This window comes from Streptomyces sp. NPDC059371, from assembly GCF_042751995.1.
Lineage (GTDB): Bacteria > Actinomycetota > Actinomycetes > Streptomycetales > Streptomycetaceae > Streptomyces.
Genome location: NZ_JBHYXD010000052.1, coordinates 12,701 through 37,486 on the forward strand (window position 1 = coordinate 12,701; position 24,786 = coordinate 37,486).

The window sequence follows — 24,786 nt, forward strand, 5'->3', positions numbered from 1 at the left end:
GATGGCGTTCCGCGAGGTGAACTCGAAGGTGGTCGAGGCGACGGTCCTGCCGGGGCAGCGGCTGTTCAGCCAGCGCGGCGCGATGCTCGCGTACAAGGGCGAGGTGTCGTTCACCCCGAACATCCAGGGCGGGCAGGGCGGGGTGATGTCGATGATCGGCCGCCGCCTGGCCAACGAGGCGACCCCCCTCATGACCGTGGAGGGTTCGGGCACGGTGCTCTTCGGGCACGGCGGCCACCACGTCCACGTGATCGGTCTCACAGGTGACACGTTGTACGTGGAGGCGGACCGGCTGCTGGCCTTCGACGGGACACTCCAGCAGGGCACGATGTTCCTCGGCTCGCAGGGCGGCGTCATGGGCATGGTGCGGGGTCAGGTGACGGGTCAGGGACTCTTCACGACCACGCTCAAGGGGCACGGGGCCGTGGCCGTCATGGCGCACGGCGGTGTCTTCGAGGTCCCGATCACCCCGCAGCGGGCGGTGCACGTCGACCCGCAGGCGTACGTGGCGCACCACGGCGACGTGCGCAACAAGCTGTCCACGGCGCTGGGCTGGCGCGACATGGTGGGACGCGGTTCGGGCGAGGCGTTCCAGCTGGAGCTGAGCGGCAGCGGTTCGGTGTACGTCCAGGCCTCGGAGGAGAAGCTGTGAGCGGGTACGGAGCCCCCGGCGGTCCGGTGATCCACGATCCGATGTCGCTGCCGGTCGACGACAACGTCAACAACTACACCTTCTGCGTGGAACTCAAAGGGAGCGAGTGGTTCCTGCAGAAGGGCAAGATGATCGCCTACTACGGAACGATGGAGTTCAACGGCATCGGGCACGGCCGACTTGACCGTCTTGTCCGTACGTCATTCCATTCGCCACTGCACGCGAGCGACTGGGTCGTGGCACAGGGCTCGGGCAAGATGCTGCTCGCCGACCGGGCCTTCGACGTGAATTCGTACGACCTCGAAGACGGCAACCTGACCATTCGCTCCGGCAACTTGCTCGCTTTTCAGCCAAGTCTCGCGCTCAAGCAGTCGATCGTGCCGGGCTTTCTGACACTGATCGGAACCGGCAAGTTCGTGGCCGCGTCCAACGGTCCGGTGGTGTTCATGGAACCCCCGATCCGGGTGGACCCGCAGGCCCTCGTCGGCTGGGCCGACTGCCCCTCCCCCTGCCACCACTACGACCACGGGTACATGACAGGCGTGATGGGCGGTCTACGTGCGATGACGGGCCTCGGAGGGGCCTCCGGCGAGGAGCACCAGTTCGAGTTCGTGGGAGCGGGCACGGTGCTGCTCCAGTCCACCGAGATCCTGATGGCCGAGCAGGCCACGGGGGCGGTCCCGCACCAGGCGGGAGTGCCCGGCGCGGGAGGGGCGCCCGGTCAGCACGGGCAGCAGGCCGGGGCACCGCGCCTTCCCGGACAGCTCGGGGACCTCCAGCGTCGCTTCGGGCTGTGAGCGGTAGTCTGCGGAGTGTGACGTCGAACGCACGTCGAACACGTGCGCACGGTCACACAACCCCTCACTAGTTCGCATTTCAACATTTTAGGTAGACTTCATTCATGGAGACCGAGACGGCCACACGCTGGCTGACCGATGCGGAGCAGTGCGCCTGGCGCACCCACCTGGAGGTCAACAGGCTGTTGACGTACCAGCTTGAGAGGGACCTTCAGCCGTTCGGGCTGACGATGAACGACTACGAGATCCTGGTGAACCTCTCCGAGTCGGAGGGTGTACGCCTGCGGATGAGCGACCTGGCGTCCGCCACCCTCCAGTCCAAGAGCCGGCTCTCGCACCAGATCACGCGTATGGAGAACGCGGACCTGGTGCGCCGGGAGAACTGCGAGTCCGACCGCCGGGGGCTGTACGCGGTCCTCACGGAGCACGGCATGGAGACCATGCAGAAGGTCTCGCCGCATCATGTGTCGTCCGTGCGGCGGCACTTCATCGACCTGCTGTCACCCGAGGCGCTCGAGGACCTGCACAAGTCGCTGCGCCCGATCGCCGAGCACCTGCTGGGGCAGCGCGGCAAGCCGTAGGACCGGGCGCCGCCTCCTCGGCCCGGCCCCGACGGAAGTCCTCAGCCGGGCAGTCGCGCGCCGTCCGTCACCTCGGGCCGCGCGCCGCCGGCCGCACGGTCCCCCGCGTCCGCACCCGGACGCGGGGTCCGTGCGCTCCGCACCGAGGCCAGGGCCGCCGCCATCGCGGCCGCGCCCGAGACCGCGAAGCACAGCCCCAGCGGCAGCCGGCCCACCAGCAGGCCGGCACCGGCGGTGCCCACCGAACTCCCGGCGTTCACCGCGGTGTTGACCCAGGCGCCGGCCTGAGTGCGAAAGCCCGGCGGGGCCGCCGCGTCGGCCATCAGATACGACGTCGTCAGGGCCGGGGCGACAAAGAAGCCGGCACAGGCGACGGCCACGGCCAGCGCCCCGAGGCTCTGGGCGAGCCCCGCGCCGAGCAGGGCGAGGCCGAGCGCGCCGGCCAGCAGCGGCAGCCGTACGCCCGGGGCCGCGCGCCAGTCGACCGCGCCGTTCAGCAGACCGCCCAGGGCGCTGCCCAGCGACAGTGCGGCGAGCACCCAGGCCACCGCACCCGCGCCCTGATGGTGCCGCTCGGCGAACGCCATGACCAGGAGGTCGACCGCGCCGAGGGAGAGACCGACGCCCGACGCCACGACGACGGGCCGGGCCAGGACACGCCCCAGGGCCCGGCCGCTTCGCCCGCCCTGCCCGCCGCGTGCCGTTCGCGCCGCGGGCGGACGAACGCCCGCCACGAGCGGGGACAGGACGAAGGCCAGGGTTCCCGACCACACCAGCAGGGCGCTGAGCGCGACCGCGGCGGCGGGCGGCGCCGTCCGCACGACCGCGCCGACGACCAGCGGACCGGAGACGAAAAGGATCTCCTCCACGACGCCGTCCAGGCTGTAGGCACGCTGCAACAGCCGTTCGTCCTGGACCACTTCGCCCCACACGGCGCGCATCGTGGGGCCGAGCGGCGGGGTGCAGGCACCCGCGGCGACCGCGAGCGCGCCGATCACCTGCACGGGAGCGCCGGGGCGCCAGGCGGTGACCGCGAAGGCCGTGAGCAGGCCCGCGTAGAGCGAGGCCATGGGGATCAGGGCACGGCGGGCGCCGTACCGGTCGATCAGCGCCGCCCGCGCGGGCGACAGGAACACGCTCGTCGCGCCGAACAGCGCCATGACCGTGCCGGCCACGGCGTACGACCCGGTGGCGCGGGTCGTGGTGAGCATCATGGCCAGGGAGACGACGCCGTACGAGAGACGGCCGGTCATGGCCGCCGCGAAGGTGCGGCGGGCGTGGGGCATGCGGAAGAGCGCGGCGTAGGACGGCCGCGAGGGTGACGCAGACATGGGTGGAGTTCCTCAACACCGAGGCGGGCGGGGGTCGCCGGAGTGCCGCGACGCCACAGCCACGGTGCTGTGTCCACGTCGCGGGCCTGAGCGGCCGCTACGCCAAGAGGAGGAACATGCCCTCAACGTAACAGCGCCCACGACGACCCGGCCAGGGATTTCCCGCCCGCGCCGCCGGCTCCCGCGCCGCCGAACGGAACCGTCCCGCCGGCTCCCGCGCCGCCGAACGGAAACGCCCTGCCCCGGACGCTCGCCTCGGTGTCCGCGCGGGGCACCGGCCGCGGGCGCGCGTCGCGGCACATCGCGCCGGTCCGCCGTCCGACGGGCGTTCTCGGGCACCACCGCGCCCGAAAGCACCGCGATCGCTGCGCTCCCCTGGCCGCCACCTCCCGGCGCGCCGCGCCGAGTTGCCCGGCAGGGGGCGCGAGGTCCCGGCGGGTGCACTCGGCGGTGTACGGCGCACCGCCTCGCACCTCAGCACGCCGGGGCGCGCCGCGCCGCACGCGGAGCAGTACCGCCCGCCGTCGCGCCGGCGGCTTCAACTCCGCGTCGCTCCCGGGACCTCCGGTTGCGGTTCAGCTCTCCGCCAGGCCCTGGACCGGCGAGGGGGGGCGCGAGGCCCGGCCGCCCCCGAAAGCCCCGGCCGCGGGCGGGGGGGGGCCGGGAGGCGGGCCCCCCCGGGGCCGGGCGGGCGGGCGGGGCGGGGCCCCGTGGCCGTGACCCCCCCCCCCCCGCCCCGGCCCCGGCGATGGGCCTCTACTCCCCCCCCCGCCCTCTACCCCGGTACCGGCTCGGTGTCAGGGCCGGATCGGCGGCGCCCGTCGGATCGGCTCGGCGGTGCGGGCCGGAGCCGCTGGTGCGGGTCAGGCTTCCTTCAGGCCCTCGATCAGGGAGTCCGCCGCCGCGTACGGGTCGAGTTCGCCGGCGACGATGCGCTCCGCGAGGGTGCTCAGGCGGCGGTCGCCGTGGAGGTCGCCGATGCGGCGGCGCAGCGCGGTGACGGCGATCGTCTCGACCTCCTGGGACGCCCGCGCGAGCCGGCGCTCGGCCAGGACACCGCGCTCCTCCATCCACGCCCGGTGCTTCTCCAGGGCCTCGACGACCTCGTCGATGCCCTCGCCGCGTGCGGCGACCGTCTTGACGATCGGCGGGCGCCAGTCCCCCGGCCCGCGGGACTCGCCGAGGCTGAGCATGTGGTTGAGCTCGCGGGCGGTGGCGTCGGCCCCGTCACGGTCGGCCTTGTTGACGACGTACACGTCGCCGATCTCCAGGATTCCCGCCTTGGCGGCCTGGATGCCGTCGCCCATGCCGGGGGCGAGGAGGACGACGGAGGTGTCGGCCTGGGAGGCGATCTCCACCTCCGACTGACCGACGCCCACCGTCTCGACCAGGATCACGTCGCAGCCCGCCGCGTCCAGGACGCGGATCGCCTGGGGGGCCGACCAGGCCAGCCCGCCCAGGTGCCCGCGCGTGGCCATCGAGCGGATGTAGACGCCCGGGTCCGAGGCGTGGTCGGACATCCGGACGCGGTCGCCGAGGAGCGCGCCCCCGGAGAACGGCGAGGACGGGTCGACGGCCAGCACGCCGACCCGCTTGCCCTGCCGGCGGTAGGCCGTCACCAGCGCCGACGTCGAGGTCGACTTGCCGACACCTGGCGAGCCGGTGAGGCCCACCACGTACGCGTTGCCGGCCAGCGGGGCCAGCGCGGCCATGACCTCACGGAGCTGCGGTGCCGCACCCTCCACGAGGGAGATCAGCCGGGCCACCGCCCGCGGCCGTCCTTCCCTGGCCTGGGTCACCAGCGAGGAGACGTCCTGCATCACAGCTCCGTTCACGAGAGGTCGGTCGGTCGAGCGCGGGTCAGGCCTTGGCCACCCGCACGATCAGCGCGTCGCCCTGACCGCCGCCGCCGCACAGGGCGGCCGCGCCGACGCCGCCGCCGCGCCGCTTCAGTTCGAGGGCCAGGTGCAGCACCAGACGGGCGCCGGACATGCCGATCGGGTGGCCGAGGGCGATGGCGCCGCCGTTGACGTTCACCTTTTCCGTGGACACGCCGAGGTCCTTCATTGACTGGACCGCGACCGCCGCGAAGGCCTCGTTGATCTCGATCAGGTCGAGGTCCTCGACCTCCAGGCCCTCCTTCTTCAGGGCGTGCAGGATCGCGTTCGAGGGCTGCGACTGCAGGGAGTTGTCCGGGCCGGCCACGTTGCCGTGGGCGCCGATCTCCGCGATCCACTCCAGGCCGAGCTCCAGCGCCTTGGCCTTGCTCATCACGACCACGGCGGCCGCGCCGTCCGAGATCTGGGAGGCAGTGCCGGCGGTGATGGTGCCGTCCTTGGCGAAGGCGGGGCGCAGCTTGCCGAGCGACTCGGCGGTCGTCTCGGCGCGGATGCCCTCGTCCTTGCTGAAGACGACCGGCTCGCCCTTGCGCTGCGGGATCTCGATCGGTGTGATCTCCGCCTCGAAGAGGCCGTTCTTCTGGGCGGCGGCCGCGCGCTGGTGGGACAGGGCGGCGATCTCGTCCTGCACCGGACGCTGGATGCCGAGACGGGTGTTGTGCTTCTCCGTCGACTCGCCCATGGCGATGTTCTCGAAGGCGTCCGTCAGACCGTCGTACGCCATGGCGTCGAGCATCTCGATGGCGCCGTACTTGAAGCCCTCACGGGACTTCGGGAGCAGGTGCGGGGCGTTCGTCATGGACTCCTGGCCGCCGGCGACCACGATGTCGAACTCGCCGGCGCGGATGAGCTGGTCCGCGAGGGCGATGGCGTCCAGGCCGGAGAGGCACACCTTGTTGATGGTGAGCGCCGGGACGTTCATGGGGATGCCCGCCTTGACGGCGGCCTGGCGCGCCGGGATCTGCCCTGCCCCGGCCTGGAGCACCTGGCCCATGATCACGTATTGCACCTGGTCGCCGCCGATGCCCGCGCGGTCGAGGGCTGCCTTGATCGCGAAGCCGCCGAGGTCGGCCCCGGAGAAGGACTTCAGCGAGCCCAGCAGCCGTCCCATGGGCGTACGGGCGCCCGCGACGATCACCGAGGTGTTGCTGTTCGTTCCAGACATGAGGTGCGATCCCCTTACCGGCTTGCACAGCCGAGGAGTGAACGAGGGTTTACTGAGAATGTACTGAGCGGTAGGCCACCCGTCATCCGGCCCGCAGTGTGATCGCGCGCACGTTGCGTAACCACGCCGGGAGCGCTGCACTGACTCCATGCTGACGCGAATCGACCACATCGGGATCGCCTGTTTCGACCTCGACAAGACTGTCGAGTTCTACCGTGCGACGTACGGCTTCGAAGTCTTCCACTCCGAGATCAACGAGGAGCAGGGCGTGCGAGAGGCCATGCTCAAGATCAACGAGACGTCCGACGGCGGCGCCTCCTACCTCCAGCTGCTGGAACCCACCCGCGAGGACTCGGCCGTGGGCAAGTGGCTGGCCAAGAACGGCGAGGGCGTGCACCACATCGCCTTCGGCACCGCGGACGTCGACGGTGACGCCGCCGACATCCGCTCCAAGGGCGTCCGGGTGCTCTACGACCAGCCCCGGACCGGGTCCATGGGGTCCCGGATCACGTTCCTGCACCCCAAGGATTGTCACGGCGTACTGACAGAACTGGTCACTTCGGCGGCGGTTGAGTCACCTGAGCACTGACCTCCGTATATCTGGGCCGGTAGGGTTGGGGTCGGCCGTCGCCTTTCGCGGGGGACGGCCGTGGTCCTGGCGCCTTCCGGTGAGCGGGACCATGGGCCGGGGTCCAGGTTTCGGGGGGCGAGCGTCGGGGCGACAGCCCTTGCTCCGCCGTTGATCTGACACCATTCCCCGGGGGCCCCGTTCGGCGGAAGAACGGTGCTCGTTCGGAATCAGATGCGACCAGGGGACGGATGGGACCGCGCAGTGCGGGGCTACGAACGCCAGGAGCGAGAGCCGGCGGCTGACGTCGACCACCTCTCTCGGTTCGAGGCCGAGATGGAACGGCTGAAGACCGAGCGGGAGAAGGCCGTCCAGCACGCCGAGGACCGCGGCTATCAGGTCGAGGTGCTGCGCGCCAAGCTGCACGAGGCGCGCCGCAGTCTGGCGACCCGTCCTGCCTATGACGGGGCCGACATCGGCTATCAGGCCGAGCAGATGCTCCGTAATGCCCAGATGCAGGCCGACCAGCTTCGCGTCGACGCCGAGCGCGAGATCAGCCAGGCACGGGCGCAGACCCAGCGTCTCCTCCAGGAGCACGCCGAGCACTCCGCCCGGCTCCAGGCCGAGCTGCACCAGGAGGCCGTCACCCGGCGTCAGCAGCTCGACCAGGAGCTGGCGGAGCGCCGCCAGACCGTCGAGTCGCACGTCAACGAGAACGTGGCGTGGGCGGAGCAGCTCCGCGCCCGCTCCGAGTCCCAGGCCCGCCGGCTGCTGGACGAGTCGCGCGCCGAGGCCGAGCAGGCGCTCGCCGCCGCCCGCACGGAGGCCGAACGGGTCGCCGCCGAGGCGCGCCAGCGGCTCACCACCGACGCCGAGACGGCCCGCGCGGAGGCCGAGGCGCTGCTGCGCCGTGCCCGCACGGACGCCGAGCGGCTGCTGAACGCCGCCTCGACGCAGGCCCAGGAGGCCACCGACCACGCCGAGCAGCTCCGCAGCAGCACGGCGAGCGAGTCGGACAACGCCCGCCGTCAGGCCGGCGAGCTGAGCCGCGCCGCCGAGCAGCGGATGAGCGCCGCCGAGACGGCGCTGCGCGAGGCCCAGACCGAGGCGGACAAGGTCCTCACCGAGGCCAAGGACGCCGCGGCGAAGACGATCGCGAACGCCGAGTCGGTCAACGAACAGCGCACCCGGACCGCGAAGGAGCAGGTCGCCCGGCTGGTCGGCGAGGCCAACCAGGAGGCCGAGACCACCAAGTCCGAGGCCGAGCAGATCGTCGCGGACGCCCGCAGCAAGGCCGAGACGATCGTCGCGGAGGCCGAGGAGAGCGCCCGCAGCCTCACCGCCGAGGAGACCGCCTCCCAGCTCGCCAAGGCGGCCCGTACCGCCGAGGACGTACTGGACAAGGCGTCCGAGGAAGCCAAGCGGACCACGAAGGCGGCCTCCGAGGAGGCCGAGCGGATCCGTACCGAGGCGGAGACCGAGGCCGACCGGCTGCGCGCCGAGGCCCACGACATCGCCGCGCAGCTCAAGGGCACGGCGAAGGACGACACCAAGGAGTACCGCGCCAAGACCGTCGAGCTCCAGGAGGAGGCGCGGCGGCTGCGCGGGGACGCGGAGCAGCTTCGTTCGGACGCGGTCGCCGAGGGCGAGCGCATCCGCGCCGAGGCCCGGCGCGAGGCTGTCCAGCAGATCGAGGAAGGCGCCCGGACCGCCGAGGAACTGCTCGGCAAGGCCAAGGCGGACGCGGACGAGCTGCGCCAGGCCGCCACGGCGGACAGCGAGAAGGTCCGCACCGAGGCCATCGAGCGCGCCACGACGCTGCGCCGGCAGGCCGAGGAGACGCTGGAGCGGACCCGTGCGGAGGCCGACCGGCACCGCGCGGACGCCGAGGAGCAGGCCGAGACGATCGCGGCCGACGCGGAGCGGGCCGCCGAGCGGCAGCGCGAGGAGACCGAGCGGGCCATAGAGGCCCGTCAGGCCGAGGCCGCCGAGGGGCTGGCCCGGCAGCACACGGAGACCGAGGAGCGTCTGGCCGGTGCCGAGCAGGCGCTGACCGACGCGCGGGCGGAGGCCGAGCGGATCCGCCGCGAGGCTTCCGAGGAGATCGACCGGCTGCGTTCGGAGTCCGCCGAGCGGATCCGTACGCTCCAGGCCCAGGCCGAGACGGAGGCCGACCGGCGGCGCGACGAGGCCGCGGCGGACGCGGCGGCGTCCCGTGCCGAGGGCGAGACCGTCGCCGTACGGCTGCGTTCGGAGGCCGCGGCGGAGGCCGAGCGGCTCAAGTCGGAGGCCCAGGACAGCGCCGACCGCGTGCGCGGCGAGGCGCAGGCCGCGGCCGAGCGTCTGGCGGCCGAGGGTGCCGAGACGCTGGCCGCCGCCCAGGAGGAGGCCGCCCGGCGCCGCCGCGAGGCCGAGGAGACCCTCGGTTCGGCGCGCCAGGAGGCCGACCAGGAGCGCGAGCGGGCCCGCGAGCAGAGCGAGGAACTGCTGGCGTCCGCGCGCAAGCGGGTCGAGGAGGCCCAGACCGAGGCCGTACGGCTGGTCGAGGAGGCCGACCGGCGCGCGACCGAGATGGTCTCCAACGCCGAGCAGACCGCGCAGCAGGTGCGGGACTCGGTGGCGGGGCTGCACGAGCAGGCCCAGGAGGAGATCACCGGGCTGCGCTCGGCCGCCGAGCACGTGGCGGACCGTACGCGCACCGAGGCGCAGGAGGAGGCGGACCGGGTCCGCGCCGACGCGTACGCCGAGCGCGAGCGGGCCGGCGAGGACGCGGCGCGGATGCGGCGCGAGGCGAACGAGGAGCGGGAGGCCGCGAGCGCGCTCGCGGAGCGCACGGTCGCGGAAGCGATCGCGGAGGCGGAGCGGATGCGCTCGGACGCCTCCGACCACGCCCAGCGGGTGCGCACCGAGGTGTCGGACGCCATCGCGAACGCCGACCAGGACGCCGCGCGCACCCGTGCGGACGCCCGGGAGGACGCGAACCGGATCCGTTCGGACGCGGCCGCGCAGGTGGACACGCTCATCACCGAGGCGACGGCGGAGGCCGAGCGGCTCGGGATCGAGACCGCGGCCGAGGCCGAGCGGGTACGCGCCGAGTCCGTGGCCAAGGCCGAGAAGCTCATCTCGGACGCGACCGGTGACGCGGAGCGGCTGCGCGCCGAGGCCGCCGAGGCGGTCGGTTCCGCCCAGCAGCACTCCGAGCGGATCCGCACCGAGGCCGAGCGCTTCAAGGTGCGGGCGACGGAGGAGGGCGAGCGGCGTACGACGGCGGCGCGCGAGGAGTCCGAGCGCCTGCTGGACGAGGCACGCCAGGAGGCCAACAAGAAGCGCTCCGAGGCGGCCGAGCAGGTCGACACGCTCATCTCCGAGACGGCGTCCGAGGCGGACAAGCTGCTCTCGGACGCGCAGCAGAGCGCGCAGAAGATGACGGCGGACGCCGAGTCGCAGGCCGACACCATGGTCGGGGTGGCGCGTGGCGAGGCCGAGCGGCTCGTCTCGGAGGCGACCGTCGAGGGCAACACGCGGGTGGAGCGGTCCCGTGCGGACGCGGACGAGCTGCTGGTCGGCGCGCGCCGGGACGCCACGGCGATCCGGGAGCGCGCGGAGGAGCTGCGCGACCGGGTCACGTCCGAGATCGAGGATCTGCACGAGCGGGCGCGCCGTGAGTCGTCCGAGGCGATGAAGAACGCGGGCGACCGGTGCGACGCGCTCATCAAGGCCGCCGAGGACCAGCTCGCGGAGGCCGAGGCGAAGGCCAAGGACCTGATGGCGGAGGCGAACTCCGAGGCGAGCAAGGTCCGGATCGCGGCCGTGCGCAAGGCCGAGGGGCTCCTCAAGGAGGCCGAGCAGAAGAAGTCCTCGCTCGTCACCGAGGCGGAGAAGATCAGGTCCGAGGCCATTCAGGAGGCGAAGGCCGCCGTCGAGGAGGGCAAGCGCGACCTGGAGGTCCTGGTCCGCCGGCGCGAGGACATCAACACGGAGATCTCCCGTGTCCAGGACGTCCTTGAGGCGTTGGAGTCCTTCGAGGCCCCTGGTGGCAAGGACGGCGGGGTGAAGGCGGCCGCGGCCGCGGGGGCGGCCCGTTCGGGCGGCAAGGCGTCGGAGAGCTAGGGCCTGCCGTCCGGATCAGGCGGCTCGTCCGGGGCCTGAGTGCCGGACGCGCGGTGGCTTCGGGACCTGTCCGCCGGACAGGCCCTGGCGGGAAGCACGGATTCAGGTGCTTTCTGGGAGGTTTGTCACAGGTTCTGGCAAGCCTTCCGACAGCCGGCCACCCAAAAGGAGTGTCATTCTCCAGATCAAACACGTATCCGCTCGATGACACACCGCATTGCCCCCTAGGATTCCACCTATCACCTCACCGGTCTCATTCGACAGGAACCCCATGAGCGACACTTCCCCCTACGGCTTCGAGCTTGTGCGGCGTGGATACGACCGCGCTCAGGTGGACGAACGCATCTCGAAGCTCGTCTCCGACCGTGACAGCGCTCTGGCCCGTATCACCGCCCTCGAAAAGCGCATCGAGGAACTCCATCTCGAAACGCAGAACGCCCAGGCCCAGGTGAGCGACGCCGAGCCGTCGTACGCCGGTCTGGGCGCCCGCGTCGAGAAGATCCTCCGCCTCGCCGAGGAGGAGGCCAAGGACCTGCGCGAGGAGGCCCGTCGCGCGTCCGAGCAGCACCGTGAGCTCGCCGAGTCGGCGGCTCAGCAGGTGCGCAACGACGCCGAGTCGTTCGCCGCGGACCGCAAGTCCAAGGCGGAGGACGAGGGCGTCCGGATCGTCGAGAAGGCCAAGAGCGACGCCTCTCAGCTGCGCTCTGAAGCGCAGAAGGACGCGTCCTCCAAGCGCGAGGAGGCGGACGCCCTCTTCGAGGAGACCCGCGCCAAGGCCGCCCAGGCCGCCGCCGATTTCGAGACGAACCTCGCCAAGCGCCGCGAGCAGTCCGAGCGCGACCTGGCCTCGCGTCAGGCCAAGGCCGAGAAGCGCCTCGCGGAGATCGAGCACCGCGCGGAGCAGCTCCGCCTGGAGGCCGAGAAGCTGCGCACGGACGCCGAGCGCCGCGCCCGCCAGACGGTGGAGACGGCTCAGCGCCAGGCCGAGGACATCGTGGCCGACGCCAACGCCAAGGCCGACCGTATCCGTTCGGAGTCCGAGCGCGAGCTGGCCGCCCTCACCAACCGCCGCGACTCGATCAACGCGCAGCTCACGAACGTCCGCGAGATGCTCGCGACGCTCACGGGCGCCGCGGTGGCCGCCGCCACCGGCCCGGCGGAGGACGAGCCGATCACCCGCGGGGTTCCGGCACAGCAGTCCCGGTAACCGCACAGCACGACACCAGGGCCCGCTCCCTCACCGAGGGCGCGGGCCTTGTCGTCTGCGTGGGCTCTGTCGTCTGCGTGGGCTCTGTCGTCAAGTGGCAGGCCCCCGGGGGCCGTCTTAGCGTGGCCGCATGATCGAGCTCGAGGGGCTGACGAAGCGGTACGGCGAGAAGGTGGCGGTCAACAACCTCACCTTCACCGTCAGACCTGGCATCGTGACCGGCTTCCTCGGCCCCAACGGCGCCGGGAAGTCCACGACGATGCGGATGATGCTCGGGCTCGACCGTCCCACCGCGGGCGACGTACGGATCGACGGACAGCACTACGACCGGCTCAAGGACCCGCTGAAGTACATCGGCGCCCTGCTGGACGCCAAGGCGATGCACGGTGGCCGCAGCGCCTTCAACCACCTTCTGTGCCTCGCCCAGAGCAACGGCATCCCGAAGGCGCGGGTGCACGAGGTCCTCGACACCGTCGGCCTCACCGCGGTCGCCCGGAAGAAGGCGAAGGGGTTCTCGCTGGGCATGGGCCAGCGGCTCGGCATCGCGGGCGCGCTGCTGGGCGACCCGCGGATCCTGATGTTCGACGAGCCGGTCAACGGCCTCGACCCCGAGGGCATCCACTGGATCCGCAATCTGATGAAATCCCTCGCGTCCCAGGACCGTACGGTCTTCGTCTCCTCGCACCTCATGAGCGAGATGGCGCTGACCGCCGACCACCTCGTCGTCATCGGCCAGGGCAGACTGCTCGCCGACACCTCGATGGCCGACTTCATCCGGCAGAACTCGCGCAGTTACGTCCGGGTCCGCTCCCCGCAGCGCGAGCGGCTGCTCGACGTGCTGAAGGGCGCGGGGATCACGGCCGTCCAGACGAGCGGCGGGGCGCTGGAGGTGGACGACGGGAAACCGGAGCAGCTCGGGGAACTGGCCGCGCTGCACCAGATCGTGCTGCACGAGCTGAGCCCTCAGCAGGCCTCGCTGGAGGAGGCCTTCATGGGGCTGACCGCGGAGTCGGTGGAGTACCACGCGCACAGCACCGGCACGCCGGAGCGGGAGCTCACGCCGAGCCCGCCGGACACGTCCCCCGCCCCCCGGTGGGGCGGCGACTGGAAGAAGGGCTGACGATGGCGGCCACCCAGGTCCTCAGGTCCGAGTGGACCAAGATCCGTTCCGTTTCGTCCACGGTGTGGACGCTGAGCCTCGCGGCGGTCGTGACGATCGCGCTGGGCCTGCTCATCTCGCTCCTCTCCCGCAACGAGTTCGACAACCTGAGCCGGCAGGACCGGCTCACGTTCGACCCGACGTTCATCAGCTTCGCGGGCATGACCCTCGGGCAGCTCGCGATGATCGTGTTCGGGGTGCTCGTCGTCGGCAACGAGTACAGCACCGGCATGATCCGCACCTCGCTCTCGGCGGTCCCCCAGCGCGGCACCTTCCTGTTCAGCAAGGTCGCGGTGGCGGCCGGCCTCGCCCTGATCGTCGGAATGATCACCAGCTTCATCACGTTCTTCGTGGGCCAGGCGGCGCTCGGCACGCACAGGACGTCGATCGGCGATCCGGGGGTGCTGCGCGCGGTGATCGGCGGAGGGCTCTACATGACGCTCATCGCCGTCTTCTCGATGGGCGTCGCGGCGATGCTGCGCTCCCCGATGCTCTCGCTCGGCATTCTCATGCCGTTCTTCTTCCTGATCTCCAACATCCTGGGCGCCGTCTCCGCGACCAAGAAGGTCGGCCGATACCTCCCCGACCAGGCCGGCAGCAGGATCCTGCGGGTGGTGACGCCCATCGACGACACGCCCTACGGGCCCTGGGGCGGCCTCGGCATCATGGTGCTGTGGGTGGCCGTGGCCCTGGCCGGCGGCTACGCGCTGCTCAAGAAGCGGGACGCGTAGACGGACGCCGCTCAAGAAGCGGGACGCGTAGACGGACGCTGCTCAAGAAGCGGGACGCGTAGACGGACGCTGCTCAAGAAGCGGGACGCCTGGACGGACGCAACTCAATGAGCGGACGGGCCTGACGGACGCGGCTCAACGAGCGGACGGATCGGACGGACGCCGCTCAAGAGGGGTCAGGCACGGGACGGCCGGGCGGCTCGTCGCCGTCCGGGCCGGGGTGGATCAGGCCGTCGAAGTCGGACCAGCCGTCCCACTGCCACACGTCCTTGCCGAGGTCCGGCTGGAGCGGCACGAAGCGGCCGAGTTCGAAGTCCCCGGCCTCCAGGTCGAACCAGCGTTCGTCGGCGACCTCGGTGCCGAGCCCGACGGTCCGGGCGGTCAGCCGGACGAGGAGTTTCACCCCGGACGAGCGGGACAGGTCCTTGCCCTGGATCCGGCCGAACGGCAGTCCGGCCACCGGCGCCTCGACCGGTATCCAGACCGTGAAGGGCGCCCCCCGCTCGACCGCGAGCCAGCTCCGCTCGTCGGCCGGCTCGCCCTGCGCGTCCAGGACCTTCAGCCACTGCTTGTAGATGACGAGACTGCCGTCGTGCGGGGAGCGCTCCAGATAGCGCAGATGGGCGCGGGCCCGCAGGTCGACGACCGAGAGATTGTCGAAGCGGTTGTAGAAGCGGACGGCGATGATGGCGTGGTCGCTGTCCGCGTGCCGCCGCGAGTAGCCCGGGAAGTCGGCGGTCCAGGCGTGCGAGATGCTGGCCCGCCGCCGCCACACGAAGGGCCGCAGCGCGAACAGCTTGATCAGGGCGATGCCCAGCAGCACCGCCGGCACCAGCGCGCCGGTCACGGACGCGAGCGTGGCGAGGAGCTGGTGGGCGGTGCTGTCCGGTTCGGGGTCGAGGCTGTCGGTGCCGACGCAGGCGCGCAGCACGCCGAGGCTGAGGTCCAGGAGCCGCTCCCCGTCGGAGAAACGGTCCGCCATCGAACGCGGCGAGTCCTCGGTCAGCGTCCAGGCCGCCGCCACGACGACCGAGAGCACGGCGAGCGCGCCCAGTGTCATCAGCAGCAGGGCGTGGACGGTGCGTCCGGCGATCCACCAGCGAACCGACATGCGATAACGCGGATGCGCCGGTCCCCGGCCGGTCTGTCCCAGCCGTCCCAGCCTTCCCAGGCTTTGCCTCATGAGCCCCAACTTGCTTCCCCCGTAACCGATTTCGCCCTCACCTCTACAATAGGGGCGACAGCATTCCCGGTGTCGGTTCAGGCCAACCGCGCCCAGCCGGGGAGACCGGGTCCCACGCCGGGTAGACCTCGGATGAAGGCCCAGGTCCATCTCGCGTGAAAGGCTGTGCCCGCATGCGCGCGACACCACCCCCGGAGGGCGTCACCGTGACGACGAAGGACCGAAGCCTCGAGGCGCTGGGCCTGAGCGACGTGCCCGCGAAGAAGCCCCTCACCTATCCGGGCCGGCCCACCACCGAGCCGTCCCTGCTGACCGGCGGCGAGCTGCTCCAGCTCGACGTGCGGCCGCTGCGGCTCGGCGAGTGGTTCGTGGAGGAGCGCCAGGCGCAGCAGCGGCTCGACGAGGCCCTCGCCGACCTGGGGCAGGTGGGCACCGGACTGCGCCACCCGGTCATCGCCGTCGGTTCGAACGCCTCCCCCGGGCAGGTCGCCCACAAACTGACCCGGCTGGGCATCCCGGCGACGGTGCCGATGGTTCCGGTGCGGGTGCGCGGGATCGGCGTGGGCTGCTCGGGACACATCAGTCCGGCGGGTTACGTGGCCGGGACGCCGTACGTGGACCCGGACGCCGAGACGACGCTCGTGGTGACCTGGCTGGACTCGACGCAGCTCAAGGCCGTCGACGACACCGAGTTCCCGGACTACCGGCGGGCGATACTCCCCGGCGGCGCGTTCACGATGACGATGCCGTCCGGGGAGCGGCTCGGCGGCGCGTACATCTACTTCAGCGCGCACGGCGTGCTCGCCGAGCCGGAGACCGGGCGGCCCCGCCCCGGCGGCGGCGACCAGTCCGAGCTGCTCGCGGCTCTGCTGGCCGACTCCGGGCGCCTGCGCGACCTGCTCGGGCCCGACCCGGCGACGTGGGTGCGCCGCGCTGGTGCCGACCGGTCGCTGCGCGAGGCGGGCACGCTGATCTTCGGCGAGGAGGGCTGGGTGCTGCCGCAGACCGACTTCCTGCCCTATCTCGACGAATCGGCCGAGCTGCGGCTGTACGACGATCTTCCGCCGCTGGACGATTCCCTGCCGGGCCGCTCCTGAGATTTCCCTGCCGGAGGGGGCGGCGTGAATTCGCTTTTCCCTCCCCGCCAGGAGGGACGGGTACCTGACAGAACACCGGTACGAAACTTCGCGCTCTCCTGGATCTTTCACCAGCCGATGGGCGGGACTTTACTTCCCCTTGAGTGGAACCGCCGGCGCCCGGATATCCTCCTAACCCTTACGGGGGCGTGCGCCCCGACGTCCTGAACCTTTCGATGGGTGCGGAGAATGATCGAGGCAGTCGGCCTGACGAAGCGCTACGGCGCCAAGACAGCCGTGTACAACCTTTCCTTCCAGGTCCGGCCGGGTGCGGTCACCGGCTTCCTCGGGCCCAACGGCTCGGGCAAGTCGACGACGATGCGCATGATCCTCGGCCTCGACAATCCGACCTCCGGTCAGGTGACGATCGGCGGCTTCCCCTACCGCAGGCTGCCGAACGCGCCCCGCCAGGTCGGCGCGCTCCTCGACGCCAAGGCCGTCCACGGCGGCCGGAGCGCCCGCAACCATCTGCTGAGCCTGGCGCAGCTCTCGGGCATCCCGGCCCGCCGTGTGGACGAGGTGCTCGGCGTCGTCGGCCTCCAGGACGTGGCGCGGAAGCGCTCCAAGGGCTTCTCCCTCGGCATGGGCCAGCGCCTCGGCATCGCCGCCGCGCTCCTCGGCGACCCCCAGGTGCTGCTCTTCGACGAGCCGGTCAACGGCCTCGACCCCGAGGGCATCCTCTGGGTGCGCAACCTGATGAAGGCCCTCGCCGCGGAAGGCCGTACGGTCTTCGTCTCCTCGCACCTCATGAGCGAGATGGCGCTGACCGCCGACCACCTCATCGTGATCGGCCGCGGCCAGCTCCTCGCCGACCAGAGCATCAAGGAGTTCATCTCCCACAACTCGGCGGACTTCGCCCGGGTGCGCACCCCCGACACCGAGCCGCAGCAGCGCGAGAAGCTGACCGCCGCGCTGACCGAGGCTGGCGGCCAGGTGCTGCCCGAGCAGGACGGCGCGCTGCGCGTCACCGGCCTGCCGCTCCCCCGCATCAGCGACCTCGCGCACTCCGCCGACGTCCGCCTGTGGGAGCTGTCTCCGCACCAGGCCTCGCTGGAGGAGGCGTACATGCGGATGACGCAGGGCGCCGTCGACTACCGCTCGACCGTCGACCAGAAGGCCGGGCTCCAGCAGCCGTTGCCGCCCGGCGCCATGCCGCCTCCGCAGATGCCGGTGGCGGGCCAGGGCCAGCCCGGCTGGTACGCGCCGCTGCCGCCCCAGCAGGGCGGGCAGCCCTTCGCCATGCCGCAGGCCGGTCCCTACGGCGCCCCCGCGGCCCCCGTCGCCGGTGCTCCCGGCCCGTACGGCGCTCCGGCCGCCCCCGGCGCCCCGGACGCCAACCCGTACGCCCAGGCTCCCGCGAGCCCCCCGGCGCCCGCCGCCGCTCCGGCACCCGCGCCCGAGGCCGCGCCCACGACCGCGCCCGCCGCCGACCTGACCAAGCCCGAGGACGCCCGATGAGCACGCCCCAGCCCCCGATGCCGCAGCAGGCCGCCGCTGCCCCCGCCTGGCAGGCGGCGCCCGGCACTTCGTACACCTCGCCGATCCCCGTCACCCGCACCCACCTCGGGCACGCGCTCCACTCCGAGTGGACGAAGATCAAGTCGGTGCGCTCCACGATGTGGACGCTCGGCACCTTCCTGCTCCTGGTGATCGGCATCGGCTTCCTGGTCGCCGTGCAGACCACGGACGAGGACTTCGGGGACGTCCCGTTCACGGTCCCCGCGTTCATCGGACTGCTGCTCGGCCAGCTCTGCCTGATCACGCTGGGCGTGCTCGTGGTCTCCTCCGAGTACGGCACGGGCATGATCCGTACGACGTTCACGGCCTCGCCGCAGCGGCACCGGGTGCTCGCCGCCAAGCTGATCATCTTCTTCGCGGTCGCGTTCACCGTCTCGGCGCTCGCGATCGGGCTCATCGGGCTGTTCACGGCGAGCCTGCACAGCGGCGGCTCCGACATCCCGTGGGTCGGCACCGTCTTCATGGGCGCGCTGTACGTCTCGCTGCTCGGCATGCTCTCGCTCGCCGTGGGCTCGATGCTGCGGCACTCGGCGGGCGCGATCACCACGATGCTCGGTGTCGTGCTGCTGCCCTCGATCCTGCCCGCTTTCCTGATGATGTCCGAGACCCTGCGGACGATCGGCGAGAAGATGCAGGAGTACGCCGCCATCAGCTCGCTGGCCCGGGTCTTCCGGCTGGACAACGAGAGCGGCAACGGCGCCGCCCAGCTCGGCCTGCTCGCCGGGGTCACCGCGGCGGCCGTCGTCGCCGCCTTCGTCCTCCTGGAGCGCCGCGACGTGTGACGACCGCGCCCGTCCCGTCCTTTGAGGCCGGACAGTCCGAAGTCGCCTAGAACCTGGGCGCGTTACGGGACCGCTGCACCCGCGAGGTGCGGCGGTCCTTCGCGTTCCAGCAGGCCTTGTGCCAGTGCCGCCGCTCGTCGACGCCCGAGTGCTCCGGCCAGGCCACCACGTGCGGCACCCCGGAGGGGATCAACTGGTCGCAGCCGGGGCAGCGGTAGGTCTTGCCCTGCGCGCTCGCGCCCGCCACATGACGCACGCTCCACTCGTCGCCCTGCCAGCTCTCCGTGGACTGCCAGCCGCCATAACGGTCCGACGAGTCCTCCCCGGGGCTGCTGCCGGACGGGCCGGCGTCCTTCGGACGGTTGCGACGCGGGGACAAGGGACACCTCACGGAGCTATACAGGGAGCAGGGGCCAACCCCAGCCTACGCGGGACGCACACGGGTACGCGTACTCCGCCAACCCGCACAGATCGCCCTTCGGACAGTCCTCGGACGGTCTTCGGACAGCCCAATTCCCAGACAATCCGCAAATCTCCCCGCAAGGCCGTGTCTTCGGCACGTGTCAGGCGGTTATGCCGGGTGGGGGAGCTCCGTGTCGGAGCCGAGGAAGCAGGAAGTTCGATGCACGTTGGAAGTTTTGTACTCGCCGCCCAGTTCCCTGGACAGGGCCAGGGAGAGGCCCTGCACCGCGCGGTGCGGTCCGCCGAGGTCGCCGAGGAGGCCGGGCTCGACGCGGTCTGGCTGGCCGAACACCACTTCGTGCCGTACGGGACATGCCCGTCGGCCGTCACACTCGCCGCGTACCTGCTCGGCCGCACCGACCGGATCCGGATCGGCACGGCGGTCAGCGTGCTGCCCACCGCGCACCCCGTGGCGCTCGGCGAACAGGCCGCCCTGCTGCACCTGACGTCCGGCGGGCGGTTCTCGCTGGGGGTCGGCCGCGGCGGCCCCTGGGTCGACCTGGAGGTCTTCGGAGCGGGCCTCGCGGCATACGAACACGGGTTCCCGGAGTCACTCGATCTGCTGATCCGCTGGCTGCGCGAGCCGACGGTCGCCGGCACCTCCGAGCGGTTCTCGTTCCGTGAAGTCCCCGTCGTACCACGCCCGTCGGAGGCGCTGAGCGGAGCTCCGGGCCCCGAGGTCGTCGTGGCGTGCACCTCGCCCGCGAGCGTGCGGCTCGCCGCCGAGCGCGGACTGCCGATGCTTCTGGGCATGCACGTCGGGGACGAGGAGAAGGCCGAAATGGTCGCGCTGTGGCGGCGGCACGCGCGCGCGGCGGGACGCCCTTCGGACGAGATCCTCACCGCCGCACATGTCTCCGCCGGCGTCTGCCAGATCGCGGACCGCCGGACCGACGCCGTCGAGACGCTCGTCAAGGCCATGCCGGGCTGGCTGAGGCAGGGACTGGACGCCCATATGACCGTCGACGGCCGCGCGCGCTCGATGCGGGACCCGGTGGCGTACACCGAACTGCTCTGCGGGCTGCACCCGGTGGGCACGCCGCGGCTGTGCGCCGACCGGCTCGCGGCGACCTCCGAGCGGACCGGCATCGGGCGCTTCGCGCTGCTCGTCGAGGGTTCGGGCGACTTGGCGGCGACCGAGGAGAACGTACGGCGGCTCGGGGCCGAGGTGCTGCCCCAGCTCAGGTGACCGCGCGGGGTCCGGCCCCGACGGGCCGGACACGCGGGGAGCTTGCCGCCCCAGTACCAATGCACCTCCCGCGTACGGAGCGGCAAGCAGTGCGGCATCAGTGCGTCAGCAGTCCCTGAACTCCGGGGACTGGTTGAGCAACTGACTGCGGACCGAGGTGAAGCGTGCCAGTGTGTCGTCCACCGAGTCGTCCAGTGGGAACACCGCCACCCGGTGGCAGTTCTGGAAGGCCAGCCGCACTCCGAAGTGCCGCTGCAGCGCGCCGCGTATCGCGTCACTCGCGAGCGCACGCAGCAGCTGGCCACGTGCCTGCTCGTCCGGCGGGGGCGTCTGGTTGTCGGCGAACGCGCCGCCGTCCACCTTCAGCTGGGCCACCAGGGAGCTGATCATCTCCCACGCGTAGGGCAGGGAGGTCCGGACGCAGTCGACGAATTCTGCTTCATCGACCTCGCCTCGCTCGGCCTGTTGGAGTAGGGCCGGTGAGACGTCGAGCGACATGGGTACTCCTCTCGCACCCCCACAGCTCGGGGGTTGCCGGACAGGGACGGGGACCGCGGTATCGAACACGCTGAGTACATGTACCGCGACCTCCCGTTCATACGGTAAGCATCGGCAGGTAACGGCACCAGGAGAATGGGCACATAGCGAACACCCGGTAGGCCGACAATCGGCCACGGCGGAACAGGGAATCTTCAGGATCAATGGGATGACCCGCGAAAACACCGTCCTGGCCGGGTGGCGCCGACCGGTGGAACAAATGGTGCGAACCACCGGTTCCGCCTCGGGACCGTGCGCGGGAGGCGGGTGCGGGACGAGTACGGGAATCGCGTGCACCGCCGCCGGTCGAGTAGCGTTGCCGACCATGCGTCTCGTCATTGCCCGCTGTTCCGTGGACTACGCGGGCCGGCTCACCGCCCATCTCCCGTCGGCGCCCCGCCTGATCCTCGTGAAGGCGGACGGCAGCGTCTCGATCCACGCGGACGACCGGGCCTACAAGCCCCTCAACTGGATGTCGCCGCCCTGCACACTGAAGGAGGGGTCCGGCGACGACGAAGGCGTCTGGACCGTCATCAACAAGGCGGGCGAGAAGCTCATCATCACGATGGAGGAGATCCTCCACGACTCCTCGCACGAACTCGGCGTGGACCCCGGCCTGATCAAGGACGGCGTGGAAGCGCACCTCCAGGAGCTGCTCGCCGACCGCATCGACACCCTCGGCGCGGGCTACTCGCTCATCCGCCGCGAGTACATGACGGCCATCGGCCCGGTCGACATCCTGTGCCGGGACGCCGAGGGGCAGACCGTCGCCGTGGAGATCAAGCGGCGCGGCGAGATCGACGGCGTGGAGCAACTCACGCGCTATCTGGAGCTGTTGAACCGCGACCCGCACCTCGCGCCGGTCCGCGGCATCTTCGCCGCCCAGGAGATCAAGCCGCAGGCCCGCGTCCTCGCCACCGACCGCGGCATCGGCTGCGCGGTCCTGGACTACGACGCCCTTCGCGGCATCGAGGACGACAAACTGCGGCTGTTCTGAGCCCCTCGGGTTCGTATACGACACAGAGGGCCGGGTCCGTCGTCGGATCCGGCCCTCTGTCTCTTCCCATGGGGTCCGGCCGTACGTCCGGACCTCGCTGTCAGATCACCGTGCCGCTCGACGACGTCGGCACCGGGCCGCTCGCGGAGTCGGAGGTGGCCGGGGTCGTCGACGTGCTGGGTGACGGCGACGGGGACGACGGCGAAGGGCTCGCCGAGGACGGTGACGGCGAGGCTTTCGTAGGCTTCGGCGACGGTGAGGTCGGCCGGTGCGTGGGCCGATGCGACGGCGATTCGGAGGGCGACTTCGACGGCTTGTTCGTGCCGGTGCGCGTCCCGCTCGGGCCGGCGGACGGCTGCCGGGTCGCCGTGGCCGTCGGTGTCGGATCGTCCGTGGTGCCGTACGTGCCGTCGGGGCCCGGGTCGGTGGGCGTGGCCACGGCGCCGGAGGAGGAGTCGTCGCCCTTCTTCGGGGTGTCCGCCCCCAGGCTGTCGTCCTGGGCGTCCTGAGTGGCCGACGGATTGACGCCGACCTTCTCGGACGGGGTGTCGTCGGTGTGGTCCGAGGTCGCGCCGAGGGTCACCACGGTCCCGAGGACGGCCACGAGGAGCGCGCCCGCGCCCGCGGCCACCAGGTTGCGCCGGGTGCCGCTGACGAGCCGGCCCGCGACGCTCCGCGGCTTGGCCGCGGGGAAGCCGCGGACGCCCGGGTGGGCGAGCACCGTGATGGTGTCGCCCGACGGGTCGGTGCGCGGGGACGCCGCTACGCCGCCGGGAGGCGACACCGACTCGTCGTGCCGCGCGTCGGGCACCTCTTCGCCCGACGGGCTGCCCCCGCTGGTGATCTGGAGGGTTCCGGAGCGGTCGGCGACCAGGGCGAGCGCGCGGCGGCCGGCGGTGGTGCCGCGCTTGTCGGCGAGTTCGCCGCGCATGGCGACGGAGGCCTCCAGCTCGGCGCGGGCCCGGTCGAGCTGGAGGCCGCACAGCGCGAGGACACCCAGCTCGTGGTGGAAGTAGGCCTGTTCGCCCAGGTCGTCGGCGAGCTCGGAGGCTTCGACGCCGAGACGCAGGACGCGCTCCCAGGCACTCCAGTGCAGCCCGGCCGCGAAGGCGGGCGCGGCCGTGCGGGCGAGCTGGACGGAGACGCTCTCCCCTTCGTCGTCCTGCGGGACGGTGGTGACGGGGACGAGCACGTCCAGGGCGGCGAGCACCGCGTCGGCCTCGGCGCAGACCCGCTCCGGGGTGACCGAGGGGTGCCCGGCCCACCATGTGTAGTGCCGGGCGGCGGCCAGCGCGCTCTCCTGGAGGGTGTCCGCGTAGCCGGAGGCCTCGAGCTGGGCCTGCACACCGGCGGCGAGCCGGTAGCGGGTGCCGACCGGGGAGACCAGCGCGGAGGCCGCGAGTTCGGCGAGCGCGGCGTCGGCGTGGGTGTCGCCCACGAGCGCGGGCAGATGGGCCTGGTGGGGCACCTCGCCGCCGAGCGCGACGGCGAGGCGCAGGGTGGCGCGCGCCGACTCGCTGAGCCGGGAGGCGAGCAGCGCGGCGGGCGCGGCGCCCTCGGCGAGGGAGGGCAGCGGCACGTCGGCGCCGTCGCCGGCCTCGAAGGCCGCGTCGGCCGGGGCTTCCTGGAAGACGCCGTAGTCGTCGAAGGCCTCTTCGCTCGCCTGCATCCGGTCGCGCTGGCGCAGCAGCGCCCCGGCCTGGATGAAGCGCAGGGGCAGCCCCTCCGACTCGAACCAGAGGTCGCCCGCCCAGTTCGACTCGTCCTCGGTCAGGACACGTCCGACGGCGCGTTCCAGCAGTTCGAGACCGCCGCTGCGGTCGAGGCCGCCGAGGAGGACCTCGTCGAGCTGGGCGCGGGCGGACGGGGCCGGTATGTCGGGGGTGGCGGCGATGACGAAGGCGCACTCGGGGGTGGCGTCGAGCAGCACGTCGAGGGCGCTGCCGCCGATCTCCGCGTCGTCGAGGACGACGACCGCGCCGATCTCGCGGACGAGCCGGAGCAGTTCGTCGTGGTCCGGGCGGTGCAGGGGGGCTTCGTAGACGACGGCGAAGAGGTCGTGCAGCACGTCGCTCGCGGTACGTCCGTAGCCGGAGAGACGGACGACGCCGTCGGGGGCGAGGTCCGCGCAGTCTTCGCCGACGGCGTCCAGCAGGACGGTGCGGCCCGATCCCGAGGGGCCGGTGAGCCGTACGGAGCGGCCGCGTGCGAGGAGGCGGACGATCTGCTCGCGCTCCTCGTGGCGTTCCAGGAGCGGCAGCCGGGGCTGTGCCGGGCCGGGCGGAACGGGCGGCTGGGTCGCGCGGGCCAGTTCGGCGCGTTCGGCGGCGCCGCGCTTGGCCGGCGGCCGGGGGCGTTCGTGCGGCGGGCAGTTCTCCAGCTCGCTGCCGTCGACGGGGTTCACGGTGAGCGCGAACTCGCCCGTGACGAGCCTGACCGTGCGGACCAGTGCGGGCTTGTGCTGTCCGAGGTCTGTCGCGAGTGGGTCGCGCGGCGGGCGCGGGCGAGTCACCTGGCCGTCGTCCTCATGGCCGTACTCGCCGGATCCCCGGTTGATCGGGTCCATGTCCCAAGCCCCCCAAAAGCGTCGTGTGCCGATGCCCTCCCGGCCTGGCTGCACACCGCTCTGTCGCTTCTGGTCCGGTGCCCGCTCGTAGGGTTTCGGTCGGCGGGCAGCCGAACCCTAAACCTTCGCACAGTATCTACGAACAGGCGGGGTACCGCGCCGTCCGAACCGTCACGGCTTCGTGAGGATTGTGCACGGGGTGCGGACCGGCGCACCG

The 24,786-nt window shown here is 72.0% G+C and carries 20 protein-coding genes; 13 read left to right on the forward strand and 7 right to left on the reverse strand.

Annotation, left to right across the window (positions count from 1 at the left end):
• Nucleotide 1: 1 nt before the first annotated feature.
• The 3 genes from ACFXGX_RS25985 (at nt 2) to ACFXGX_RS25995 (ending at nt 2,030) form a co-directional block, all read left to right on the forward strand.
• The gene (locus ACFXGX_RS25985; protein ID WP_384795449.1) at nt 2-652 is read left to right on the forward strand and encodes an AIM24 family protein; all 651 of its coding nucleotides are present in this window, start codon (nt 2-4) and stop codon (nt 650-652) included.
• The gene (locus ACFXGX_RS25990) at nt 649-1,449 is read left to right on the forward strand and encodes an AIM24 family protein (RefSeq protein ID WP_384795451.1); all 801 of its coding nucleotides are present in this window, start codon (nt 649-651) and stop codon (nt 1,447-1,449) included. Before ACFXGX_RS25985 ends, ACFXGX_RS25990 begins: the two co-directional genes overlap by 4 nt.
• A 104-nt stretch (nt 1,450-1,553) precedes the next feature.
• Entirely contained in the window at nt 1,554-2,030 is a 477-nt protein-coding gene (locus ACFXGX_RS25995) for a MarR family winged helix-turn-helix transcriptional regulator (protein WP_384795453.1), read from the forward strand.
• A gap of 41 nt (nt 2,031-2,071) precedes the next feature.
• Here ACFXGX_RS25995 and ACFXGX_RS26000 read toward each other — a convergent pair whose 3' ends face one another.
• From ACFXGX_RS26000 to ACFXGX_RS26010, 3 genes are all read right to left on the reverse strand, one after another.
• On the reverse strand, nt 2,072-3,361 hold the full coding sequence (locus tag ACFXGX_RS26000) for an MFS transporter (protein WP_384795455.1): 1,290 nt from the start codon (nt 3,359-3,361) through the stop codon (nt 2,072-2,074).
• A gap of 863 nt (nt 3,362-4,224) precedes the next feature.
• Nucleotides 4,225-5,181 carry a methylmalonyl Co-A mutase-associated GTPase MeaB gene (gene meaB / locus ACFXGX_RS26005; protein WP_355760557.1) on the reverse strand — a complete coding sequence of 319 codons (957 nt, stop codon included), beginning with the start codon at nt 5,179-5,181 and terminating at the stop codon, nt 4,225-4,227.
• 40 nt (nt 5,182-5,221) lie between these two features.
• The gene (locus ACFXGX_RS26010) at nt 5,222-6,424 is read right to left on the reverse strand and encodes an acetyl-CoA C-acetyltransferase (RefSeq protein WP_384795457.1); all 1,203 of its coding nucleotides are present in this window, start codon (nt 6,422-6,424) and stop codon (nt 5,222-5,224) included.
• Nucleotides 6,425-6,572: 148 nt separating this feature from the next.
• Between ACFXGX_RS26010 and mce the strand changes: the two genes are divergently transcribed.
• The 5 genes from mce (at nt 6,573) to ACFXGX_RS26035 (ending at nt 14,199) form a co-directional block, all read left to right on the forward strand.
• Nucleotides 6,573-7,013, forward strand: a complete 441-nt coding sequence (mce, locus tag ACFXGX_RS26015) for a methylmalonyl-CoA epimerase (RefSeq protein WP_384795459.1) — start codon at nt 6,573-6,575, stop codon at nt 7,011-7,013.
• Between the two features lie 243 nt (nt 7,014-7,256).
• Nucleotides 7,257-11,102 carry a polarized growth protein Scy gene (gene scy, locus ACFXGX_RS26020; RefSeq protein ID WP_384795461.1) on the forward strand — a complete coding sequence of 1,282 codons (3,846 nt, stop codon included), beginning with the start codon at nt 7,257-7,259 and terminating at the stop codon, nt 11,100-11,102.
• 271 nt (nt 11,103-11,373) lie between these two features.
• Nucleotides 11,374-12,309 carry a cellulose-binding protein gene (locus ACFXGX_RS26025; RefSeq protein ID WP_384795463.1) on the forward strand — a complete coding sequence of 312 codons (936 nt, stop codon included), beginning with the start codon at nt 11,374-11,376 and terminating at the stop codon, nt 12,307-12,309.
• Nucleotides 12,310-12,439: 130 nt separating this feature from the next.
• Nucleotides 12,440-13,429, forward strand: coding sequence for an ABC transporter ATP-binding protein (locus ACFXGX_RS26030; RefSeq protein ID WP_384795465.1), 990 nt, complete (start codon nt 12,440-12,442; stop codon nt 13,427-13,429).
• A 2-nt stretch (nt 13,430-13,431) separates the two neighbouring features.
• Nucleotides 13,432-14,199 (forward strand): ABC transporter permease, encoded by a 768-nt coding sequence (locus ACFXGX_RS26035; protein WP_384795467.1) that lies wholly within the window; start codon nt 13,432-13,434, stop codon nt 14,197-14,199.
• A 166-nt stretch (nt 14,200-14,365) separates the two neighbouring features.
• On the opposite strand, the gene ACFXGX_RS26040 is transcribed toward ACFXGX_RS26035, so the two are convergent.
• The gene (locus tag ACFXGX_RS26040; protein ID WP_384795469.1) at nt 14,366-15,310 is read right to left on the reverse strand and encodes a hypothetical protein; all 945 of its coding nucleotides are present in this window, start codon (nt 15,308-15,310) and stop codon (nt 14,366-14,368) included.
• 245 nt (nt 15,311-15,555) lie between these two features.
• Here ACFXGX_RS26040 and ACFXGX_RS26045 point away from each other — a divergent pair, with 245 nt between their 5' ends.
• From ACFXGX_RS26045 to ACFXGX_RS26055, 3 genes are all read left to right on the forward strand, one after another.
• Nucleotides 15,556-16,479, forward strand: coding sequence for a hypothetical protein (locus ACFXGX_RS26045; RefSeq protein WP_384795471.1), 924 nt, complete (start codon nt 15,556-15,558; stop codon nt 16,477-16,479).
• Between the two features lie 228 nt (nt 16,480-16,707).
• Nucleotides 16,708-17,976 carry an ABC transporter ATP-binding protein gene (locus tag ACFXGX_RS26050; RefSeq protein ID WP_384795473.1) on the forward strand — a complete coding sequence of 423 codons (1,269 nt, stop codon included), beginning with the start codon at nt 16,708-16,710 and terminating at the stop codon, nt 17,974-17,976.
• Nucleotides 17,973-18,818, forward strand: a complete 846-nt coding sequence (locus tag ACFXGX_RS26055; RefSeq protein WP_384795475.1) for an ABC transporter permease subunit — start codon at nt 17,973-17,975, stop codon at nt 18,816-18,818. Before ACFXGX_RS26050 ends, ACFXGX_RS26055 begins: the two co-directional genes overlap by 4 nt.
• A gap of 46 nt (nt 18,819-18,864) precedes the next feature.
• Here ACFXGX_RS26055 and ACFXGX_RS26060 read toward each other — a convergent pair whose 3' ends face one another.
• Complete coding sequence (locus tag ACFXGX_RS26060; protein WP_384795477.1) at nt 18,865-19,197, reverse strand: ATP/GTP-binding protein; 333 nt, start codon at nt 19,195-19,197, stop codon at nt 18,865-18,867.
• 243 nt (nt 19,198-19,440) lie between these two features.
• Between ACFXGX_RS26060 and ACFXGX_RS26065 the strand changes: the two genes are divergently transcribed.
• Nucleotides 19,441-20,469: an LLM class flavin-dependent oxidoreductase gene (locus ACFXGX_RS26065; RefSeq protein ID WP_384795479.1), complete on the forward strand. Its 1,029-nt coding sequence runs from the start codon at nt 19,441-19,443 to the stop codon at nt 20,467-20,469.
• Between the two features lie 105 nt (nt 20,470-20,574).
• Here ACFXGX_RS26065 and ACFXGX_RS26070 read toward each other — a convergent pair whose 3' ends face one another.
• Entirely contained in the window at nt 20,575-20,967 is a 393-nt protein-coding gene (locus ACFXGX_RS26070) for an SCO5389 family protein (protein ID WP_384795481.1), read from the reverse strand.
• A 364-nt stretch (nt 20,968-21,331) separates the two neighbouring features.
• Here ACFXGX_RS26070 and nucS point away from each other — a divergent pair, with 364 nt between their 5' ends.
• Nucleotides 21,332-22,003: an endonuclease NucS gene (gene nucS / locus ACFXGX_RS26075; RefSeq protein ID WP_384795483.1), complete on the forward strand. Its 672-nt coding sequence runs from the start codon at nt 21,332-21,334 to the stop codon at nt 22,001-22,003.
• A 100-nt stretch (nt 22,004-22,103) separates the two neighbouring features.
• On the opposite strand, the gene ACFXGX_RS26080 is transcribed toward nucS, so the two are convergent.
• Nucleotides 22,104-24,569, reverse strand: coding sequence for an ATP-binding protein (locus tag ACFXGX_RS26080; protein WP_384795485.1), 2,466 nt, complete (start codon nt 24,567-24,569; stop codon nt 22,104-22,106).
• Nucleotides 24,570-24,786 lie beyond the last annotated feature (217 nt).

What these genes read in the sequence shown, in the direction of transcription:
- ACFXGX_RS26050 (WP_384795473.1), top strand. Translation starts at nt 16,708, where the DNA reads ATGATCGAGGCAGTCGGCCTGACGAAGCGCTACGGCGCCAAGACAGCC.
- ACFXGX_RS26000 (WP_384795455.1), bottom strand. Translation starts at nt 3,361, where the DNA reads ATGTCTGCGTCACCCTCGCGGCCGTCCTACGCCGCGCTCTTCCGCATG.
- ACFXGX_RS25995 (WP_384795453.1), top strand. Translation starts at nt 1,554, where the DNA reads ATGGAGACCGAGACGGCCACACGCTGGCTGACCGATGCGGAGCAGTGC.
- ACFXGX_RS26025 (WP_384795463.1), top strand. Translation starts at nt 11,374, where the DNA reads ATGAGCGACACTTCCCCCTACGGCTTCGAGCTTGTGCGGCGTGGATAC.
- ACFXGX_RS26055 (WP_384795475.1), top strand. Translation starts at nt 17,973, where the DNA reads ATGAGCACGCCCCAGCCCCCGATGCCGCAGCAGGCCGCCGCTGCCCCC.
- ACFXGX_RS26040 (WP_384795469.1), bottom strand. Translation starts at nt 15,310, where the DNA reads ATGTCGGTTCGCTGGTGGATCGCCGGACGCACCGTCCACGCCCTGCTG.
- meaB (WP_355760557.1), bottom strand. Translation starts at nt 5,181, where the DNA reads ATGCAGGACGTCTCCTCGCTGGTGACCCAGGCCAGGGAAGGACGGCCG.
- ACFXGX_RS25985 (WP_384795449.1), top strand. Translation starts at nt 2, where the DNA reads ATGGCGTTCCGCGAGGTGAACTCGAAGGTGGTCGAGGCGACGGTCCTG.
- ACFXGX_RS26080 (WP_384795485.1), bottom strand. Translation starts at nt 24,569, where the DNA reads ATGGACCCGATCAACCGGGGATCCGGCGAGTACGGCCATGAGGACGAC.
- mce (WP_384795459.1), top strand. Translation starts at nt 6,573, where the DNA reads ATGCTGACGCGAATCGACCACATCGGGATCGCCTGTTTCGACCTCGAC.
- ACFXGX_RS26045 (WP_384795471.1), top strand. Translation starts at nt 15,556, where the DNA reads ATGCGCGCGACACCACCCCCGGAGGGCGTCACCGTGACGACGAAGGAC.
- ACFXGX_RS26035 (WP_384795467.1), top strand. Translation starts at nt 13,432, where the DNA reads ATGGCGGCCACCCAGGTCCTCAGGTCCGAGTGGACCAAGATCCGTTCC.
- ACFXGX_RS26030 (WP_384795465.1), top strand. Translation starts at nt 12,440, where the DNA reads ATGATCGAGCTCGAGGGGCTGACGAAGCGGTACGGCGAGAAGGTGGCG.
- ACFXGX_RS26070 (WP_384795481.1), bottom strand. Translation starts at nt 20,967, where the DNA reads ATGTCGCTCGACGTCTCACCGGCCCTACTCCAACAGGCCGAGCGAGGC.
- nucS (WP_384795483.1), top strand. Translation starts at nt 21,332, where the DNA reads ATGCGTCTCGTCATTGCCCGCTGTTCCGTGGACTACGCGGGCCGGCTC.
- ACFXGX_RS26010 (WP_384795457.1), bottom strand. Translation starts at nt 6,424, where the DNA reads ATGTCTGGAACGAACAGCAACACCTCGGTGATCGTCGCGGGCGCCCGT.
- ACFXGX_RS26065 (WP_384795479.1), top strand. Translation starts at nt 19,441, where the DNA reads ATGCACGTTGGAAGTTTTGTACTCGCCGCCCAGTTCCCTGGACAGGGC.